Annotated in this window: 15 protein-coding genes; 5 read left to right on the top strand and 10 right to left on the bottom strand. The window is 69.3% G+C overall.

Going from position 1 to position 19,050, the window contains the following annotated elements; genetic code table 11:
• Positions 1 to 140: 140 nt before the first annotated feature.
• Positions 141 to 935, top strand: coding sequence for an MBL fold metallo-hydrolase (locus AB0E90_RS18770; protein ID WP_360406617.1), 795 nt, complete (start codon positions 141 to 143; stop codon positions 933 to 935).
• Positions 936 to 981: 46 nt separating this feature from the next.
• On the opposite strand, the gene mdh is transcribed toward AB0E90_RS18770, so the two are convergent.
• The 8 genes from mdh to AB0E90_RS18810 all read right to left on the bottom strand — a co-directional run bounded on the left by mdh (position 982) and on the right by AB0E90_RS18810 (position 9,324).
• Positions 982 to 1,932, bottom strand: a complete 951-nt coding sequence (gene mdh, locus AB0E90_RS18775) for a malate dehydrogenase (protein WP_360406620.1) — start codon at positions 1,930 to 1,932, stop codon at positions 982 to 984.
• A 102-nt stretch (positions 1,933 to 2,034) separates the two neighbouring features.
• Entirely contained in the window at positions 2,035 to 2,631 is a 597-nt protein-coding gene (locus tag AB0E90_RS18780; RefSeq protein ID WP_360406623.1) for a pentapeptide repeat-containing protein, read from the bottom strand.
• 21 nt (positions 2,632 to 2,652) lie between these two features.
• Positions 2,653 to 4,209 carry a bifunctional phosphoribosylaminoimidazolecarboxamide formyltransferase/IMP cyclohydrolase gene (gene purH / locus AB0E90_RS18785; protein ID WP_360406626.1) on the bottom strand — a complete coding sequence of 519 codons (1,557 nt, stop codon included), beginning with the start codon at positions 4,207 to 4,209 and terminating at the stop codon, positions 2,653 to 2,655.
• Entirely contained in the window at positions 4,206 to 4,823 is a 618-nt protein-coding gene (gene purN / locus AB0E90_RS18790) for a phosphoribosylglycinamide formyltransferase (RefSeq protein WP_360406629.1), read from the bottom strand. Before purN ends, purH begins: the two co-directional genes overlap by 4 nt.
• A 42-nt stretch (positions 4,824 to 4,865) precedes the next feature.
• Positions 4,866 to 6,269: a DUF6350 family protein gene (locus tag AB0E90_RS18795; protein WP_360406632.1), complete on the bottom strand. Its 1,404-nt coding sequence runs from the start codon at positions 6,267 to 6,269 to the stop codon at positions 4,866 to 4,868.
• 113 nt (positions 6,270 to 6,382) lie between these two features.
• A complete protein-coding gene (sucD, locus tag AB0E90_RS18800; RefSeq protein ID WP_360406635.1) occupies positions 6,383 to 7,264 on the bottom strand; it encodes a succinate--CoA ligase subunit alpha in 882 nt (293 codons plus the stop codon).
• Between the two features lie 4 nt (positions 7,265 to 7,268).
• Positions 7,269 to 8,447, bottom strand: coding sequence for an ADP-forming succinate--CoA ligase subunit beta (sucC, locus tag AB0E90_RS18805; protein ID WP_360406638.1), 1,179 nt, complete (start codon positions 8,445 to 8,447; stop codon positions 7,269 to 7,271).
• Between the two features lie 472 nt (positions 8,448 to 8,919).
• Positions 8,920 to 9,324, bottom strand: coding sequence for a cobalamin B12-binding domain-containing protein (locus AB0E90_RS18810; RefSeq protein WP_360406641.1), 405 nt, complete (start codon positions 9,322 to 9,324; stop codon positions 8,920 to 8,922).
• Positions 9,325 to 9,717: 393 nt separating this feature from the next.
• On the opposite strand from AB0E90_RS18810, the gene AB0E90_RS18815 reads away from it, so the two are divergent.
• Positions 9,718 to 10,458: a M23 family metallopeptidase gene (locus tag AB0E90_RS18815; RefSeq protein ID WP_360406644.1), complete on the top strand. Its 741-nt coding sequence runs from the start codon at positions 9,718 to 9,720 to the stop codon at positions 10,456 to 10,458.
• Between the two features lie 175 nt (positions 10,459 to 10,633).
• Entirely contained in the window at positions 10,634 to 11,332 is a 699-nt protein-coding gene (locus tag AB0E90_RS18820; RefSeq protein ID WP_360406647.1) for a M23 family metallopeptidase, read from the top strand.
• On the opposite strand, the gene pcrA is transcribed toward AB0E90_RS18820, so the two are convergent.
• Both pcrA and AB0E90_RS18830 read right to left on the bottom strand, forming a co-directional pair.
• Positions 11,329 to 13,704: a DNA helicase PcrA gene (pcrA, locus tag AB0E90_RS18825; protein ID WP_360406650.1), complete on the bottom strand. Its 2,376-nt coding sequence runs from the start codon at positions 13,702 to 13,704 to the stop codon at positions 11,329 to 11,331. The two genes, AB0E90_RS18820 and pcrA, sit on opposite strands and share 4 nt — an antisense overlap.
• A 98-nt stretch (positions 13,705 to 13,802) precedes the next feature.
• Positions 13,803 to 15,704: a hypothetical protein gene (locus tag AB0E90_RS18830; protein WP_360406653.1), complete on the bottom strand. Its 1,902-nt coding sequence runs from the start codon at positions 15,702 to 15,704 to the stop codon at positions 13,803 to 13,805.
• A gap of 105 nt (positions 15,705 to 15,809) precedes the next feature.
• Here AB0E90_RS18830 and AB0E90_RS18835 point away from each other — a divergent pair, with 105 nt between their 5' ends.
• Positions 15,810 to 17,003 carry a hypothetical protein gene (locus tag AB0E90_RS18835; protein ID WP_360406656.1) on the top strand — a complete coding sequence of 398 codons (1,194 nt, stop codon included), beginning with the start codon at positions 15,810 to 15,812 and terminating at the stop codon, positions 17,001 to 17,003.
• Between the two features lie 107 nt (positions 17,004 to 17,110).
• Positions 17,111 to 18,943 carry a bifunctional metallophosphatase/5'-nucleotidase gene (locus AB0E90_RS18840; RefSeq protein WP_360406659.1) on the top strand — a complete coding sequence of 611 codons (1,833 nt, stop codon included), beginning with the start codon at positions 17,111 to 17,113 and terminating at the stop codon, positions 18,941 to 18,943.
• The last annotated feature ends 107 nt before the right edge of the window (positions 18,944 to 19,050 follow it).

Below are 19,050 nucleotides of genomic sequence, written 5' to 3' on the forward strand. Positions count from 1 at the left end.
TGCCATATGTGGGTAATACACGATCCAGGCCTAAAATCCAAGCACCGCAACGGATTACACGCCGGACGAGCACCTAGCCGCGAAACTCCCGCTAGGAATCGGGCACACGGGGAACCGCTCCGGCCCGGCACAATCTCCTCATGGCCCTCACCCACACCGTCGGGCGGTTCACGATCACCGCCCTGCAGGACGCGGAAGGTCCCTTTCCGGATTCACGACAGGAGTGCTTCCCCGACGCCACCGAGGCGCAGTGCGCCGCGGCCGATGCGCTCGACCCGGCGGCGCGCAGCGCCGACGGCGAGTGGTGGCTGCGCTTCCGGAGCTACGCGATCCGGCTCGGCGACGGCCCGGTCACCCTGGTCGACGCCGGGATCGGCCCGGAGGATTCGCTGGCGGCGGGCTGGGCGCCGGTGCCCGGCCGGCTGCCCGGCGAGCTGGCCGAGGCCGGCATCCAGCCGTCCGAGGTGAGCGCGATCGTGCTGACCCACCTGCACAACGACCACATGGGCTGGGCCGTGCCCCGCGACTCCCCGTTCACCCGGGCCCGGGTGATAGTCCAGCAGGCCGACGTGGACGCGTATAGGGCGGACCGCGACCAGGCAGGGCAGTACGACCTGCTGATCGAGCCACTGATGGCTCAGGGCCGTTTACAGGTGCTCGACGGCGACCATGCGGTGAGTCGCGGCATCCGCGTCGTGGCCACCCCGGGCCACACCCCGGGGCATCAGACCGTGCTCGTCGAGGATGGCGATGACAGCCTTCTCGTCACCGGCGACCTGTTGGTGCACGCGATCCAGCTGCTGCACCCCGCACTCGCCTACGCCAGCGACATGGACCCGGAGCGCGCCCGCGCCACCCGCACCCGTGCGCTCGCGGAGGCCGCTCGCCGCGGCACCACGCTGGCCGTCTCGCACCTGGGGGCGGCCTTCCGATAGCAAAAGGCCGGGGCAGATGGCCCCGGCCTTCGCGAAATACCGCCGCTCAGAGGCTGGCGACGTCCGCCTGCTTGGCGCGCACGGCCTCGGCGGCCTCCTTGAGACCGGCGACCTCGGAGTCGGTGAGCTTGTCCTCGACGATCTCCTTGATGCCCTCGCGGCCGACCTTCGCCTCGACACCGAGGTAGACGCCGGAGATGCCGTACTCGCCGTCGACCCAGGCGCAGACCGGCAGGACTTCGCCGGAGTCCTCGATGACGGCCTTCGCCATCCGGGCCGCGGCGGCCGACGGGGCGTAATAGGCCGAGCCGGTCTTCAGCAGCGCGACCACTTCGGCGCCGCCGTTGCGGGTGCGGACGACGAGCTCCTCGATCTTCTCGGCCGGGAGCAGGTCGGACAGCGGCTTGCCGTCGACGGTGCAGCGCGACGGGACCGGCACCATGGTGTCGCCGTGCGAGCCGAGGGTCAGCGCCTTGACGCTCTTGACCGGCACCGCCAGGGTCTCGGCGATCGAGTTGGTGAAACGGGCCGTGTCGAGCACGCCGGCCTGACCGAAGACCCGGTTCTTGGGGAACTGGGTGGCGAGCTGCGCGAGCGCGGTCATCTCGTCGACCGGGTTGGAGACGACGATGACGACGGCGTTCGGCGCGTACTTCGCGATGTTCTCGGCGACCTGGCGCACGATCTTGGCGTTGACCTCGAGCAGGTCCATCCGGCTCATGCCGGGCTTGCGCGGGAGGCCGGCGGTCACCACGACGACGTCGGAGCCCTCGATGGCCTCGTAGCCCTCACCGTTCGGGCCGGTGGTGACGCCGACGACCTTGGTCTCGAAGCCCTCGATCGGCCGGGACTGGTTCAGGTCGAGCGCAAGACCAGCCGGCTTGCCGTCAACGATGTCGGTGAGCACCACCGTGTCGAAGATGTCGTACTCGGCCAGGCGCTGCGCAGTCGTCGAGCCGTAGAAACCGGCACCTACGACGGTTACCTTCTTGCCCATAGCTCTGCCACTTCCAGTCTCGGGACGATTTTTCGCGACCGTATCAGTCGGTTAACGGGGTATTTCCTGGCGGTCGGCTTAACGGGACCTAAGCCACTGTCGCTACCCATCGACGATGGCCCCGTACGCCGACGCGAACAACGCCGCCTGGGCCAGGTCGATCTTGGCGCCGGTGAGGTCGACACCCTTCAGGTCTACCCCGCCGAGGTCGGCGCCGCGCAGGTCGGCGCCCTTGAGCACAGCATCCTTGAGGCGTGCGGCCGACAGGTCGGCGCCGCGCAGGTCGACCCGGGTGAGGTCGGCGCCCATCAGGTCGGCCTCCCGCAACCGTAGGCCGCCGAGCTTCGCTCCGGTGAGGTTCTGCCCGCGCAGCGCCACGAAACCCCAGTCGCCGCCGTCGACGGTGATCGGCCGCAGCCCGCAGTCGAGGAACTGGCTGCCGGTCAGCTTGCAGCCGATCAGGCCGGCGTCGAAGAACGAGCAGCGTTCCAGCGTCGACTGCAGGATCGCCACCCGCTCCAGGGTGGCGGCGTTGAAACGGACGTTCCCGAATGTGCAGTGGGTGAAGACACAGCCGGTGAGCCGCGCCTCCGACCAGTCGACGTCGTGGAACGCGCAGTCCTCGTATCGGACACCGGTGATCTCCTCGAGCGCCCAGTCGGTGCCCGAGTAGATCTGATCCTGAACGAGATGCTCCATCAACCGAGGCTCTCCGCCATCTCAGTGGTAGAAGTGCCGGGTGCCGGTCAGGTAAACCGTCAGGCCCGCCTTCTCCGCGGCCTCGATGACGAGGTTGTCGCGGATCGAGCCGCCCGGCTGCACCACCGCGCTGATCCCGGCCGCGATCAGCACCTCGAGGCCGTCCGGGAACGGGAAGAACGCGTCGGACGCGGCCACGCTGCCCTTGGCCCGGTCGGTGCCGGCCCGCTCGACCGCCAGCCGCGCCGAGTCGACCCGGTTGACCTGGCCCATCCCGACGCCGACCGTGGCGCCCTCGTGGGCCAGCAGGATCGCGTTGCTCTTCACACTGCGGATCGCCCGCCACGCGAAGGCCAGATCGGCGAGCACCTCGGACGACGCGGGCGAACCGGTCGCGAGCTCCCAGTTGGCCGGGTCGTCGCCGGGGGCGTCGATCCGGTCCGCCATCTGCACCAGCAGGCCGCCGCCGACCTGCTTGATCTCGGCGGGCGGCGGGTTCCACGCCGGCGCCACCAGCACGCGCAGGTTCTTCTTCTCAGTCAGCAGGGCGAGCGCGTCGTCCGCGAAGGACGGCGCGACGACCACCTCGGTGAAGATCTCGGCAATTTGCTCTGCCAGCGCCCGGGTGACCTCGCGGTTGACCGCGATCACGCCGCCGAACGCGGACACCGGGTCACACTCGTGCGCCTTGCGGTGCGCCTCGGCCACGTCCGCGCCGATCGCGATGCCGCACGGGTTGGCGTGCTTGATGATCGCCACGCACGGGTCGGTGAAGTCGTTGGCGCTGCGCCAGGCGGCGTCCGCGTCGACGTAGTTGTTGTACGACATCTCCTTGCCGTGCAACTGCTTCGCCTGGGCCAGCCCGGCCGGCGCGTTCGGGTCGACGTAGAGCGCGGCCTGCTGGTGCGGGTTCTCCCCGTAGCGCAGGGTGGATTCGCGCTTGAGGGCCAGCCCGGCGAACTCCGGCCACTCGCTCGGCGCGAGGGTCGTCGCACACCAGTTGGCCACGGCCACGTCGTACTCCGCGATGTCGGCGAAAGCCTTTGCCGCCAGGAACTTGCGCTGCGTGAGCGTGAATCCGCCCTGCTGCACCGCCTCAAAGATCAACTTATAACTGTCCACCGAGGTCACGACGGCCACCGACGGGTGGTTCTTCGCGGCCGCGCGCACCATCGCCGGGCCGCCGATGTCGATCTGCTCGACGCACTCGTCCACGCTCGCGCCCGACGCCACCGTCTGGGTGAACGGGTAGAGGTTGCTCACCAGCAGGTCGAACGGCTCGATCTCGAGCTCGGCGAGCTGCGCCTCGTGGGCCGGCAGCCGCCGGTCGGCGAGCAGGCCGGCGTGCACCTTCGGGTGCAGCGTCTTGACCCGGCCGTCGAGGCACTCGGGGAAACCGGTCAGCTCCTCGACCTTGGTCACCGGGACGCCGGACTTCTCGATGGTCGACGCGGTCGAACCGGTCGAGACGATCTGCACCCCGGCCGCGTGCAGCGCCTGGGCGAGGTCGACGAGGCCGGTCTTGTCGTACACGCTCAGCAGCGCCCGCTTGATGGGGCGGCGCCCGTCTGCACTCACGGGATACGTACCTTCCTGTTTTCGATGGTCCAGCCCTCGCGGACGAGCCGGCCGACGAATTCGACCAGCTGGGTGCGCTCGGCCACCTTGATCCGCTCGGTGAGCGTCTCCTCCGTGTCGTCGTCGAGCACGGGAACGCTGACCTGGGCGATGATCGGGCCGGTGTCGACACCGGCGTCCACGAAGAAGAGAGTCGCGCCGGCGATCTTCACGCCGTAGGCCAAAGCGTCCCGCGGGCCGTGGATGCCCGGGAACGACGGCAGCAGCGCGTTGTGCGTGTTCACGTAACGGTCGCCGAACGCGGCCAGGAACGCGGGCCCGACCAGCTTGAGGAAGCCGGCCGAGATGACCAGGTCGGGCTTGTGCTCGGCGACGTGGGCGGTGAGCGCCTCGTCCCAGCCGTCACGGGTCTCGTAGGCCTTCACCGAGTCGACGAAGGTGGCCACGCCGACGGCGGCCGCACGGTCGAGACCGGCGATGCCGTCGCGGTCGGCGCCGACCGCGACGACCTGCGCGCCGAAGGCGGGATCGGCGGCGGCGTCGAGGAGGGCCTGCAGGTTACTGCCCGATCCGGAGACGAGGACGACCAGGCGGGCGGGCGCGGGGTCAGTCACCCGAGAACCCTATCTCGCAGGGCCGGTCCAGCTTTCGGGCGGTCAGGCTTTCGGAACAGGTGCGAACGTACGCGCGGCAGCCGTCCCGATCGCGACGGACACCGCCACCACGATCGTGGCCACCAGCGCCACCTGCCACGGGTCGGGGCCGATCGTGGCGAGCCGGCCGTCGCCGAGCGGGCCGCCGGACGCCTGGCACGCGACACCGAGCAGCAGGCCGGCCGCCGGACCGGCGAGCAGACTGCTGCCCAGCACCTGCGACCAGGGCAGCTCCGGTGGCTTGTCGCCGGGCTCGTCGACCCGCTTGAGGCGCAGGATGAGCAGCCAGCCGGCGGCCATCCCGGCCAGCACCGGAACGGCCAGCAGCGCCGCGCCGGTCGCGCCCATCGGCCCGTCCGGCACCCCGGCCAGCAGCGGCATGGCCGGCAGCTTGCCGACCATCACGTCGGTGAGCCCGACCTCCGACCCGGTGCCCAGCGCGAAGCCCGGCCCGACGAGGTAGGCGGCCGCCCACACCGCGGCGTTCCCGCCGTAGGCGAGGCTGAGCAGCGTGATGCCGGCCTGACCGGCCACTCCGGTGTGATAGACGGAGATCGTCTCGGCGGCCTGACCGCCGCCGATCGCCACCGACAACCCGGTTGCCCCGGCGCCCGCGGCCAGGATGAACAGCGCGGCCATCACGCCGGTGCGCAGGCCGTCCCGCAGCACCTTCGGGGAGCGGTGGGCCAGCTTGCCGAGCGCATCGGTGCCGCGCAGCGATCCGACGAACGCGCCGAGCAGGCCGAGCACGAAGAAGTTGATCGCGGCGCGGCCCGGCGTGACATCGGTGCCCTTGCCGTCGACCGCGAGCGCGGCGACCGAGCCGAGCAGCGAATAGGTGAGCCCGATGCCGAACGCCACCAGCAGCGCGGTGCCGAGGCGACCGGAGCGGCGGGCGCCGATCGCGCGGGTGACGTGCAGGCCGGCCCGGTTGAGCCGCCAGACGATGAAACCGGTGAGCAGCAGGGGCGGCAGGCCCAGCGATCCGATCGAGGTGCCGATCGGCACGCCGTTGCCGAGCAGCCAGCCGGCCAGGCCGGCATGCGCGGCGCCGCCGAGACCGCCCTCACCCTCGAGCGTGCGGGCCAGGCCGATGACCGCGAACACCGGAAGATAGGCCAGCGCGGCCGCCCACAGCGTGGCGAACGCGACCGCGACCGGCAGCGGGGCACGTCGGGCGCGCGGGGGTGGCTTTCGCTGGCCGGGCACCTTGACGGTGGGCTGCTCACCGAGCCTGCGCTCGTCGACCAGGACGGTGGGGCGGTCGCCCGCTTCCAGCGCCCCGGTCGGCCGGTCAATCGGGGCGGTCGGGCGCTCCACCGGGACCGTCTCTCGCACATCGAGAGCCGCCTCAGCGACCGCGAACGGGTCGTCCGAGTCGTCGGGACGGTCGGTTGTGCTCGGCATCGCCGCCTACTTTTCCACGACAGAGGGCTTGCGGCGACGCAGATACGGCGGCGCGCCGCCATTCGGGTCACGCGAACCCGGACGACGGCGCGCCTTTCCAGTCCGTACCAAAATCAGCTCATGACCTCGCGCATGAGCCGCGCGGTCTCGCTCGGGGTCTTGCCGACCTTGACGCCGACGGCCTCGAGGGCCGCCTTCTTGGCGTCGGCGGTGCCCGCCGAGCCGGAGATGATCGCGCCGGCGTGACCCATGGTCTTGCCGACCGGGGCGGTGAAGCCGGCGATGTAGCCGACCACCGGCTTGGTCACGTTCGCCTTGATGAACTCGGCGGCCCGCTCCTCGGCGTCGCCACCGATCTCACCGATCATCACGATCGCGTCGGTGTCCGGGTCGTCCTGGAACGCCTTGAGCGCGTCGATGTGCGTGGTGCCGATGATCGGGTCGCCGCCGATGCCGACCGCGGTCGAGAAGCCGATGTCGCGCAGCTCGTACATCATCTGGTAGGTCAGCGTGCCGCTCTTGCTGACCAGGCCGATGCGGCCGGCCGGGGTGATGTCGGCCGGGATGATGCCGGCGTTCGACGCGCCCGGCGAGGCGATGCCCGGGCAGTTCGGGCCGATGATCCGGGTCTTCTGCCCGCGGTCGAGGTTGAGCGCCCAGAACGCGGCCGAGTCCTGCACCGGCACGCCCTCGGTGATCACCACGGCGAGCGGGATCTCGGCCTCGATCGCCTCGACGACGGCGGCCTTGGTGAACGCCGGCGGCACGAAGATGACCGACACGTCGGCGCCGGTCTCCTTGATCGCCTCGGCGACGGTCGCGAACACCGGCAGCGATACGCCGTCGAAGTCCACTGTGGTGCCGGCCTTGCGCGGGTTGACCCCGCCGACCACGTTGGTGCCGGCGGCGAGCATCCGCTTGGTGTGCTTGGAGCCCTCCGAGCCGGTGATGCCCTGGACGATGACCTTCGAGTCCTTGGTGAGCCAGATAGCCATTACGTCACTTCCCCGCAGCCGCGAGCTCGGCGGCGCGCTCGGCCGCTCCGTCCATCGTGTCCACCCGCTGGACCAGCGGGTTGTTGGCGCTGTCGAGGATGGCGCGGCCTTCCTCGGCGTTGTTGCCGTCGAGGCGCACCACGAGCGGCTTGGTGACGGTCTCGCCGCGCTCGGCGAGCAGGGCGAGGGCCTGGATGATGCCGTTGGCCACCGCGTCGCACGCGGTGATGCCGCCGAAGACGTTCACGAAGACCGACTTGACCGCCGGGTCGCCGAGCACGATCTCCAGGCCGTTCGCCATCACCTGGGCGCTGGCGCCGCCGCCGATGTCGAGGAAGTTGGCCGGCTTGACGCCGCCGTGCGCCTCGCCCGCGTAGGCCACCACGTCGAGAGTCGACATGACCAGGCCGGCGCCGTTGCCGATGATGCCGACCTCGCCGTCCAGCTTGACGTAGTTGAGGTTCTTGGCCTTGGCCGCCTGCTCCAGCGGGTCGACCGCGGACTGGTCGACCAGCGCCTCGTGGTCGGGGTGCCGGAACGACGCGTTCTCGTCCAGGGTGATCTTGGCGTCGAGCAACAGCACCCGGCCGTCGCCGACCTTGGCCAGCGGGTTGACCTCGACCAGCGTGGCGTCCTCGGCCACGAAGGCCTGCCACAGCTTCACCGCGATGTCGACGATCTGCTCGGCGACCTCGGCCGGGTATTGCGCCGCGGTGACGATCTCGCGGGCCTTCGCCTCGTCGACGCCCTTGCTGGCGTCGATCGCAATCTTGGCGACCCGGTCGGGCTGCTCCTCGGCGACCGTCTCGATCTCCATGCCGCCGGCGACGCTGGCGATGCAGAGGAAGGTGCGGTTGGCCCGGTCGAGCAGGTAGGAGAAGTAGTACTCCTCCTTGATGTCGGCCGTCTCGGCCAGCATCACCTTGTGGACCGTGTGGCCCTTGATGTCCATGCCGAGGATGTCGGTGGCGCGGGCCTCGGCCTCGTCGGCGCCGTCAGCCAGCTTGACGCCGCCGGCCTTGCCGCGGCCGCCGACCTTTACCTGGGCCTTGACGACAACCTTGCCGCCGAGCCGCTCCGCGATCGCGCGGGCCTCCTGCGGGGTCTCGGCGACGCCGCCGCCCAGCACGGGCAGCCCGTGCCGTTCGAACAGGTCACGCCCCTGATACTCGAACAGGTCCACGTGTCTCCTTTCGCTCGCGACGCCAAGCGCCGGCAAGCCGCACCGTTGCGTCCCGACCTGTGTGCGCGGCGGCCTCTCTCGGCGTCGCCCGCGTGAAGAATGTCCGGCCCGAAGGGCCTTCATTCGCAGACTAGCGAGCGGAGGACGCGCCCCGTAGCCGCGGGTGCGCGGTGTGCAAGACCACACACCCCACCCCCATCAGAGTGCACTCGAAAAACTCGTGCCGCGCCGCGTAACCGGCCCGGGAGGGCGTCGTTGAGTGTGATGTCGGAGCGCTACGGCGAGCCGAAAAGGAACGGCCGATGCCCTGTCGGTCGAGGGGTGGCGGCGGGGCATCGTGCATAGAGGGGCCGGACGTGTGAGGGGTGCGTCCGGCCTCTCCCCTTGCCTCTTGCTTTAGTCACCCTCGCCGGCCACCGGAACACAACCGGCCGTAGCCATTTGGCTACGGCCGTCGGGTTGTTCCTGGTCGTTACGTCACCGGCGTAGTCACATTGTCGCGCACCCATTGAATGATGGATGCCGTAGTGGCGCCCGGGGTGAAGATTTTGGCGACCCCGAGGGACTCCAATTCGGCAATGTCGTCGGCCGGAATGATGCCGCCGCCGAATACCACGATGTCGCCTGCGTCACGTTCCGCCAATAGCTCGATCACTCTGCGGAACAACGTCATGTGCGCGCCGGACAGAACGGACAAACCGATCACGTCGGCGTCTTCTTGAATAGCCGTCTCGACGATCTGCTCCGGCGTCTGATGCAGGCCGGTGTAGACCACCTCCATACCCGCGTCACGCAGCGCGCGGGCCACCACCTTGGCACCACGGTCGTGCCCATCCAGCCCGGGTTTGGCCACGACCACCCTGATGCGAGCCTGCATACCGACCCTCCGTGTCCAGCGGAACACCGTTGTCCTGAACGAACGGTAACCTGCGCGCCCCGACCCGGGTAGTCGGCTCCGAGTAAGTGAGATCACTTTGAGTGACCGATAATGTATTCAGCGTGATCTGACTTTGCGCTTTTCAATCAATCACAGAGAGTACGCAACGAGAGCGCTCGTGAAAGGTAACGAATTCGGACATTAGCTGCGCAAAGCGGACCAGGAACTGTCAGGGAATTGGCGCTGCGACTTGTGGCTCGGCTGCCGTTTCGTTACCGTGGCTCCCGGCTGGCGAACGGATTAGTTCGAACCGCCAGCCCGGTCGGCCACCGATAACCCAGAGTTTTGGGCCATCGGAGCCGCTGTCGAAATGCCACTGACGGAGGGTTGTTCGTGCGCCAGCGCTTGTCGTCTGAGCCCGACCGGTACCGCGGGCGTCGCCGCGTACCCACCCCTCCCCGCAGCCGCTACGCGGTGGTCGTCACCTCCGCCTTCATCGGCGCCGGGGTCGTGGCAATCGGTGCTGGTTCCAACCTGCCCAACGCCAAGGACGTTAATCCTGAAGTTCTCCAAGGCCTCAAAAGTGCGCATGTCGCCAACGAGGCCATCGCGGACCGCTCGACCGACGACAAGGCCTCCCGCAGCGAAGACCGCGGCGTAACCGACAAGACCAAGGTCAACGCCGACGAGTCTGCCGCGGATGTCTGGCTGCTGCCGCTGGACGAATACACCTACACGTCGCCGTTCGGGATCCGCTGGGGCAAGCTGCACGCCGGCATCGACCTGGCCGCCCCGGAGGGCATCCCCTACAAGTCGATCCACGCCGGCAAGGTGATCCAGGCGGGTTACTACGGCGGTTACGGTTACGCCGTCACCGTGCAGAACGCCGACGGCACCGAGGTCATCTACGCCCACTCCCGGCGTGTGCTGGTCAACGTAGGCGATCAGGTCAAGGCTGGTCAGGTCATCGGCCTCGTGGGTAACACCGGTAACTCGTACGGCACCCACCTGCACCTCGAGGTGCACGTCGGCGGCCAGCCGGTCGACCCCATCCCCTTCCTGCGTGACCGCGGCGTCGACATCAAGCTGCAGGTCGAGTCGGTTTACGCGGGCATGGCCGCCGCGGCCGGCTGATTCCCCGCTTTCTCCTCTTCCCGCTCAGGCACATCGAAACCGGGCCGACAGGCCTTATGTCGGTGTTTTCATGCCTGCGGGGAGGATCGCGCGCGTGCCCAAGCAAGCCGTTGGCCGCCACCGCGGGCAAGCCTCGCCCCGCCATCGGGCCGGTCCGGGCAAACGAGGGCGCAACGTGACGCTGACCGTCACCCTCGGCGCGGCCCTGATCACCGGGATCGCCGGCGGCACCACCGCGGCCGCCACCGCCCGGCATCACCATGACGTCGCGGCGCTTCCCGATCCGACGCCGGTCACCGCCCAGACCTACATCGACGACGTCGACGCGGTGCCGCCCGAGGTGCTGCGGGAGGGTGGCGGCCGGGCGGTCGTCCACCGGGAGCCGGTTTTCGCCGCCGGGATCGGCGCCCAAGGCGTACATCTCAAATCCCGTCCGCAGCCCAAGGTTGTCGTCGCGGCCGGCGCCGCCTGGGTGAACCCCAACCCGACCGCACGGGTGACCTCGTGCTTCGGGCCGCGCTGGGGACGGCAGCACGAAGGTGTGGACATGGCGGCCCCGGACGGTACGCCGATCGTGGCGGCCGGCGCGGGCGTCGTCGTGCGGGCCGGTGTCGAGCAGGGCTACGGCAACGCGGTGCTGATCGACCACGGCGACGGGTGGCTCACCCATTACGGGCATCTCTCGGTGATCGGCGTGGTCGCCGGGCAGCGCGTGGTCGCCGGCGAACAGATCGGCAACGAGGGCTCGACCGGGCACTCCACCGGACCGCACCTGCACTTCGAGGTGCACCAGGGCTATTACCAGAACCCGGTGGAGCCGACCGGATGGATGCATCTGCACGGGATCGACATCCAGGGCTGCGCGGCTTTCTAGATCTTCTCGATCGGGGCGTGCCTCAGGATCAGCCACATCGCCTGGTCGCCGAAGTCGATCTGGGCGCGCGCGCCGGGACCCTGCCCCTCGACCGCGACCACCCGGCCCAGCCCGTACCTCTGATGGTTGACCCGGTCGCCGACCACGACCTTGGGCGTCTGCGGCAGCTCGCTCGCCGTGGCGAGCTTGCTGGCGTCGATGCCGAGCCGGCTGGCGAGCTGCTGCGCCTTGGGGGTGCCCCCGGCGAAGCCGCCACCGCGCGCGCGGTCACCGCCGCCGCGGCCACCCACTCCGCCGCCGGTGCCCGACCAGGACGTATAGTTGCCCGCGGTGCGCTCCCAGCGGATCAGCTCCGGTGGCAGCTCGTCGGTGAAGCGGGACGGCGGGTTGTACTGCGGCTGGCCCCAGGCGCCCCGGGTGACCGCACGCGACAGATAGAGCCGCTGGCGGGCGCGGGTGATGCCCACGTAGGCCAGGCGGCGCTCCTCCTCCAGCTCGCTGTTGTCGCCGAGCGCCCGCATGTGCGGGAAGACGCCGTCCTCCAGCCCGGTCAGGAACACCACCGGGAACTCCAGGCCCTTCGCCGTGTGCAGCGTCATCAGCGTGACCACGCCCTGGTTGTCCGGGTCGTCGTCGGGCAACTGATCGGCGTCGGCGACCAGCGCCACCTGCTCGAGGAAGCCGGCCAGCGTCGCGACCTGCTCCTCGCCCTCCTCGGCCTGCGATTCCACCCGCTCGGTGTACTCCCGGGCCACGCTCACCAGTTCCTGCAGGTTTTCCACCCGGCCCTGGTCCTGCGGGTCGATGCTGTCCTCCAGCTCGCTGAGCAGGCCGGAACGCTGCAGCACCGCCTCCAGCACCTCCTCCGGCGGGGAGGCCAGCGACATCTCCCGCAGGCCGTCGAGGAGCTGCACGAAGTCGGCGATGCTGTTGGCCGAGCGGGCGGCGATGCCCGGCGCGTCCTTGGCGTGCCGCAACGCCTGGCCGAACGAGATGCGCTCCCGCGAGGCCAGCGCCTCGACGCACGCCTCGGCCCGCTCGCCGATGCCCCGTTTCGGGGTGTTGAGCACCCGCCGGATGCTGACCGTGTCGTCGTCGTTGACCACCGCACGCAGGTAACCCAGCGCGTCGCGGACCTCCTTGCGCTCGTAGAAGCGCACCCCGCCGACCACCTTGTAGGGCAGGCCGACCCGGATGAACACCTCCTCGAACACCCGGGACTGCGCGTTCGTCCGGTAGAAGACCGCGACGTCACCCGGGCGGATGTCCTCCCGATCGTGCAGGCGGTCGATCTCGCGGGCCACCCAGTCGGCCTCGGCGTGCTCGGTGTCGGCCACATAGCCGACGATCTGCTCGCCGGCGCCCTGGTCGCTCCACAGTCGCTTCGGCTTGCGCGACGTGTTGCGGTCGATCACCGCGTTGGCCGCGGACAGGATCGTCTGGGTCGACCGATAATTCTGCTCGAGCAGGATCGTGCGGGCGTCCGGGTAGTCGCGCTCGAACTCGAGGATGTTGCGGATCGTGGCGCCACGGAACGCGTAGATCGACTGGTCGGCGTCACCCACCACGCAAAGCTCGCCCGGCGGCACCTCGCCGCCTCTCTCCCCCACCAGCTGCTTGACCAGCATGTATTGCGCGTGGTTCGTGTCCTGGTATTCGTCGACCAGCACGTGCCGGAACCGCCGGCGGTAAGCCTCGGCGACGTGCGGGTGCGACTGGAACAGGTGCACGGTCGCCATGATGATGTCGTCGAAGTCAAGGGCATGCGCTTCGCGCAGACGACGCTGATACAGCTCGTACGCCTCGGCGAGCGCCCGCTCGTTCGGGCCCTTCGCGTTGTCCTTGAAGCCTTCCGGCTCGACCAGCTCGTTCTTCAGGTTCGACACCTGGGCCGCGAGACCCCGCGCGGTGTACCGCTTCGGGTCCAGGTCGAGCTCGCGGATCACCAGCGTCATCAGCCGGCGCGAGTCGTCGGCGTCGTAGATCGAGAACGTGCTCTTCAGCCCCGCGTGGTCGTGCTCGGCGCGCAGGATGCGCACACACGCCGAGTGGAACGTCGACACCCACATCAGGCGGGCCCGCGGCCCCACCAGATGGGCGACCCGCTCCTTCATCTCGCCGGCCGCCTTGTTGGTGAACGTGATCGCGATGATCTCGCCCGGATGCACGTTGCGCTCGGCCAGCAGATAGGCGATGCGGTGGGTCAGCACCCGCGTCTTGCCGGAGCCGGCGCCGGCCACGATGAGCAGCGGCGAACCGGCGTGGGTGACCGCGTCACGCTGCGGCCCGTTGAGGCCGACCAGCAGCTCATCCGGGTCGAGCCGGCGCGCCGGCGCCCGCCTCGGCGGCTCTTGCTCACGCACGGCGGGCATGGCAAAGAGCCCCGGGTTCGGGGTGTCACTGGGGGTTTCCGCAGAAGGTCGCATCGCGCTGGCAAGTCTAGGCCCACCCACCGACAAGAAATTCACCGTCACTCTCCTGCGAGGTACGCCTGAAGCCGCGCATGCCGAAACTGATAGACCGCCCCGACCTGCCGGAGCACCCCACGCCGATGCGCGTCGTCAAGGAACGTCATCAGCCGGAACGGCAGTTCGCCACTCAATGACCGCACGAAACACATGACCCCGAACAGCGCCCACGCCGTGCCGGCGATGTCGACTGCGACCGTAAGGACACCAAGCTCCAACGTTGCGCCGAGACCGATTCGCAGCCCGTCGGGCCAGCCGGCCACGAACACGGACGCGACGATCGCCAAGCTGCTCAGCACACCGACGATCACGGACAACCCGACCCACTCGGCCCGCATCGACTTGGCCGGGGTCACCAGCTGCGGATCGGCCGGGATATTAGCGAATCTGAGAAAGCCCACAATGAACGCCGATCCGATCGCACCGCGCCCATGGTCGGACCAGACATCCCCCAGCATCAGCAGGACGACCTCGGCGAGGATGCCAAACGCGATGCCGAGATACATCGAAGGTGCCCTCAGGCGCAGACGGTTGGGCAGAACCATACGTCGAGGAAGCACCCAGCTCACGGCGAGCACAACTGCGACGGCTGTGACCAGACTCGCCGCTGGGTAGCCCATCATGATCGTGCCCGCAAAGGTCGCCATCCCGGCTACGCGCGAGACCAATCGGTTCACTGACGGGACGGTCGGTGAGAGCGGCAGCTCCCACCACGCGATGCTCTGCGTGTTGCGACGGACGACGTCGCCGGCCAGAAAACGCAACCACCTCTCCGCGTCGGACGGCCGCCAATCACGCAGGCTCGATCCCGCAGTGGGCGCCGGCGGCCGGCGACCGTACACCGTCGGCAGGTATGCGGCCAGCAGGTGCCGTTCGATCGCCGCCTTACCACCCAGCCGAAGCAGTTCGGCCGGATCCCTGCCGGGCGCGCTATGGATGGTCCGGACCAGATAAACCATCAACGGACTGTCAAGAACCTGCGCCAGTTCGCCGTCGGGATGGGTGCCTATTTCGTCGATCACCGGCCGCCAGCGGCGCTCGCCGTCGATCTGGCCGCTCGGCAGGTAGGCCGCCAGCTCGGCCGCGCGCACCGGGGCGATCTCGATCACCGCGGCCCCGAGCAGCGGGCGGCCGGTGGCGGCCACCAAGGCTTCGTATTCCTCGGCGCGGCAGGTCAACACGAAGGGTCGTTTTCCGCCCAGCGCGTCGTCGAGGGCCATGATCGCATCTTTACCCAGCGTTGCCGGCATCTCGTCGAGGCCGTCCAGGACCGGCAGCACCATCTCCCGCTCGACCAGCTCCCTCGCTATTTCCCGGGCGAGGAACGGGTGTTGCTCGGCGAACTGCCGGACGAGCCACGCGTCGAGATGCTCGGCCGGGTCCCACCCGGCGATGTTGAGCAGCACCGGCACCGGCTCGGCGGCAAGCGGAGCGTCGAGCAGGCCGTTGACCAAGAGCACGGCCAGAGACGACTTCCCGGCCTCGGGCGCGCCGATCACCACGAGCTTGCGCTGCGGCAACTGACGGAAGGCGGCCGCGATGCCCACCACGTCGCCGTGCAACCGCAGCTTGGTCACGCCCGCTCCGGCGATGGAGGCGGGCGTCGTCTGCACCGGCCGCGACGTCGACGCCCAGCGCACGTGCAACGGCTCGGCGTGCAGCAAACCACGCTCGGTCGCCTCGCGGGTCCACTGCCGACGGATGCGCAGCGCCAGCTCCTCGGTGGCGCGCCGCCGCCGCTCCGCTGGGTCGATCGCCTGCCGCCGCTGCACCGAGGCCGTGAACACCATGCCGGCCACCGCGACCGCACAGCTGATCACGCTGGCGAGCTGGTCGCCCATGGACAGCAGGTCGCTATGCAGCACGAGGAAGGAGAGCACCAAGGCGCCCAGCCCCACGCTCACTATCCAACCCGCCGCTCGCATGCCAATCATCATGCCGAGGGGGTGCGACACAAACGAGCTTCTGTTTCACTCGGACAACAGGCAGGTCCGGCCCCAGGAGGCGCGGTGCGGGATGTCACGGGGGCGCATGACCTGGCTCGGCGCATCGGCGGTCTCGTTCTGGTCGCCGTGCTGGCGATCACCGTGTCCATCCTGATCACCGGTCCGGGCGACCCCACCCGGGTGATCCCGGCCGGTGCCGCCACCCCCAGCCCGGCCGATCCGGTCAAGCAGATCTTGGCCGCCCAGGCCACCGCGCTGTCCCGAGGCGACCAGGCCGGCTGGCTCAAACCGGTGGCCGCACCGCTCCGGCAGCGTTACCGCGATCTCTACCGAAGTCTGCAGGCTCTGCACGTGACCACAGTGGACTATCGCATCACGGCCACGAGCCCGCCGACGGTCGACGTCGAGCTCTCGTACTGCTTCGCCGGTGCGAAGTGCCCGGCGGAGCGGCCCAAGATCGCCCAGAAACTGACCGTCAAGTCCAATGTGATCATGGCCGAGGCTCGGCCCGGCCAGCTGACCGACCTGCAGCCGACCCCGTGGGAAAAGGGTGACCTCGTCTTCGCCCAGGGCAAGCGGGTGACGGTCGGCGCCCCGCCGGCACTGAAGAGCCGGCTGCCGGAGATCACCAGGATCGCGGACGGCGCGGCGGCGATCGACGACCGGTACGCCGCCTACGCCGGCAACCGCCAGACGAGATACCGCCTGTTCATCGCGACCGACAAGCTCTGGCGCAGCTGGTACGGCGGCAAGGCGACCGACTGGGCGGTGGGTTACATGCAGCCGCTGGGCGAGGCCGGCGCCGACGTGGTGATCAACCCGAGCAAGCTGACCACGACGGCCGCTCTGCGCGAGGTGATCCAGCACGAGTTCGGCCACGTCGCCACGATCGGCGGGGTGACTTCCCGGCACGAGGACATGTGGCTCGTCGAGGGCGTGGCGGAATACATCGGCGCCCAGCCCAAGCGTGCCTTCGACACGTACAACCGGCGGTCGCTGCAGAAACCCACCCGGCTGGCCGCCCACCCGCTGCGGGACGGTGCGAGCGAGAAGGAGGTCGCCGCGTTCTACGCGCAGGGCCACTTCGCGGTGGACTGTCTGGTCACGGCGTTCGGCGAGCCCCGTGCGATGGAGTTTGTCCGGCTTCGCCTGCGCTTGCGGTACGCCCTGGACGATGCTTCCCGGAGCGTGTTCGGAACAGATTTCCGGCATGTCACCACGACGTGTGTCAATTGGATGACGCACCAGGTCGGATAGCCGACCAGCAACAGAGTTGTCACCTGAACGTTGTGGCGCTCACCTGCGTCGATGGGCCAAGCTGACGGACGTTGATCGACCGTTAACCCTGATCGGGAGCTTCTGATATGAAACGAGTGCTGCGCCATCTGGCCGCACCCGCCCTCGCCCTGGCCGTCGTGGCCGCCCTGCCGATCGCCCGGCAGGCGCCCGGTGCCGCCGCCCCGCCCGCCGAGTTCAAGCCGGTGAGCGTCTCCTACGGCTTCCCGCAGGGATCCAAGGTCGCTAAGGGTCAGTTCCTGAGCTACAACGACTTCCACGGCGCGATCGACCCGCCCAGCGGCAGCGGCGCCGTGGTCAACGCGTCCGGCACTTCGACGCCGGCCGGCGGTGTCGAATACCTGGCGACGTACCTCAAGAAGCTTCGCGCCGAGGCGAAAGCCGAGGGCCGGCAGACGCTGACCGTCGGCGCCGGCGACCTGGTCGGCGCTTCGCCGCTGGTCAGCGCGGCGTTCCACGACGAGCCGACGATCGAGCTGATGAACCAGGTCGGGCTGCAGGTCAGCTCGGTCGGCAACCACGAGTTCGACGAGGGTGTGGACGAGCTGATCCGCCTCCAGCGCGGCGGCTGCCACCCGACCGACGGCTGCCAGGACGGCGACCCGTTCTACGGGGCCAAGTTCACCTACCTGGCCGCGAACACGATCAACAACAAGACCGGCCTGCCGATCCTGCCGCCGATCGAGATCAAGTTCATCGACGGCGTTCCGGTCGGCTTCATCGGCCTGACCCTCGAGGGCACGGCCGGCATCGTCAACCCGGCCGGTATTAAAAACGTGCACTTCGCCCCCGAGATCGAGACCGCGAACAAGTGGAGCAACCTGCTCAAGCTGTTCGGCGTCAAGGCTCAGGTGCTGCTGCTGCACCAGGGCGGCCAGCAGGGCTCGGCCACCCCGACCCCGGGCGTGTCCGACTGCACCAACTTCTCCGGCCCGGTCATCGACATCGTCAAGGGCCTCAACCCGGAGATCGGCCTGGTCGTCTCGGGTCACACCCACCGCTTCTACTCGTGCAGCCTGCCCAACTCGACGGGCACGAGCGTCGTCACCAGCGCCGGCACCAACGGCCAGCTGATCACCGACATCGACTACTCGATCGACAAGCGCAGCGGCAAGTTCGCCGAGATCACCGCGCACAACGTGATCGTCGAGAACGGCGTCTCGGACGGCGCGGGCGGCTGGAAGAAGGACGCGGCCGGCGTCTACCTGAAGAACCCCGACACCGTCGACGCGGGCGCCAAGAAGATCGCCGACAAGTACCGCACCGCGGTCGCCCCGATCGCCAACAAGATCGTCGGCAGCATCACCGCGGACATCACCCGCACCGCGACGGCGGCCGGCGAGACCCCGCTCGGTGACGTGATCGCCGACGGCCAGCTGGCCTACACCAAGTCGAGCAACGCTCAGATCGCGCTGATGAACCCGGGCGGCATCCGGGCCGACTTCGACGCCGAGGCGTCGGCGGGCGGTGAGGCGGTCGGCCAGATCACCTACGGCGAGGCGTTCACCGTCCAGCCGTTCAACAACCTGGTGGTTACCCAGACGCTGACCGGGGCGCAGCTCAAGGACGCGCTGGAGCAGCAGTTCACCGGCTACAAGGGCCAGACCACCACGAAGATGCTCCAGGTGTCGGCCGGCCTCACCTACACGTGGAGCGCCTCGGCCGCGCTCGGCTCGAAGATCACCGAGCTGAAGCTCAACGGCGTGGCCATCGACCCCGCCACCAACTACCAGGTCACCACGAACGACTTCCTGGCCAACGGCGGCGACGGCTTCACCGTCCTGGCCACCGGCACGGGCCGCACCACGGCCCCGGGCTTCGACATCGACGCCCTGGTCGCCTACCTCGGCGCCGCCCCCGTCGCCCCCGGCGACACCAAGCGGATCAGCACGATCGCCTGACCGCGGCGAAGGGGCCCGCCAATCTCAGCGTGGGCCCCTTTGCCCTGATCGTCAGCCCCGACGTCCATCCCACGGTTCGGGCGGTTTCCTTGCGGAGCGGTTCCGGA

Source organism: Actinoplanes sp. NPDC026619, assembly GCF_040638295.1.
Taxonomy (GTDB): domain Bacteria; phylum Actinomycetota; class Actinomycetes; order Mycobacteriales; family Micromonosporaceae; genus Actinoplanes.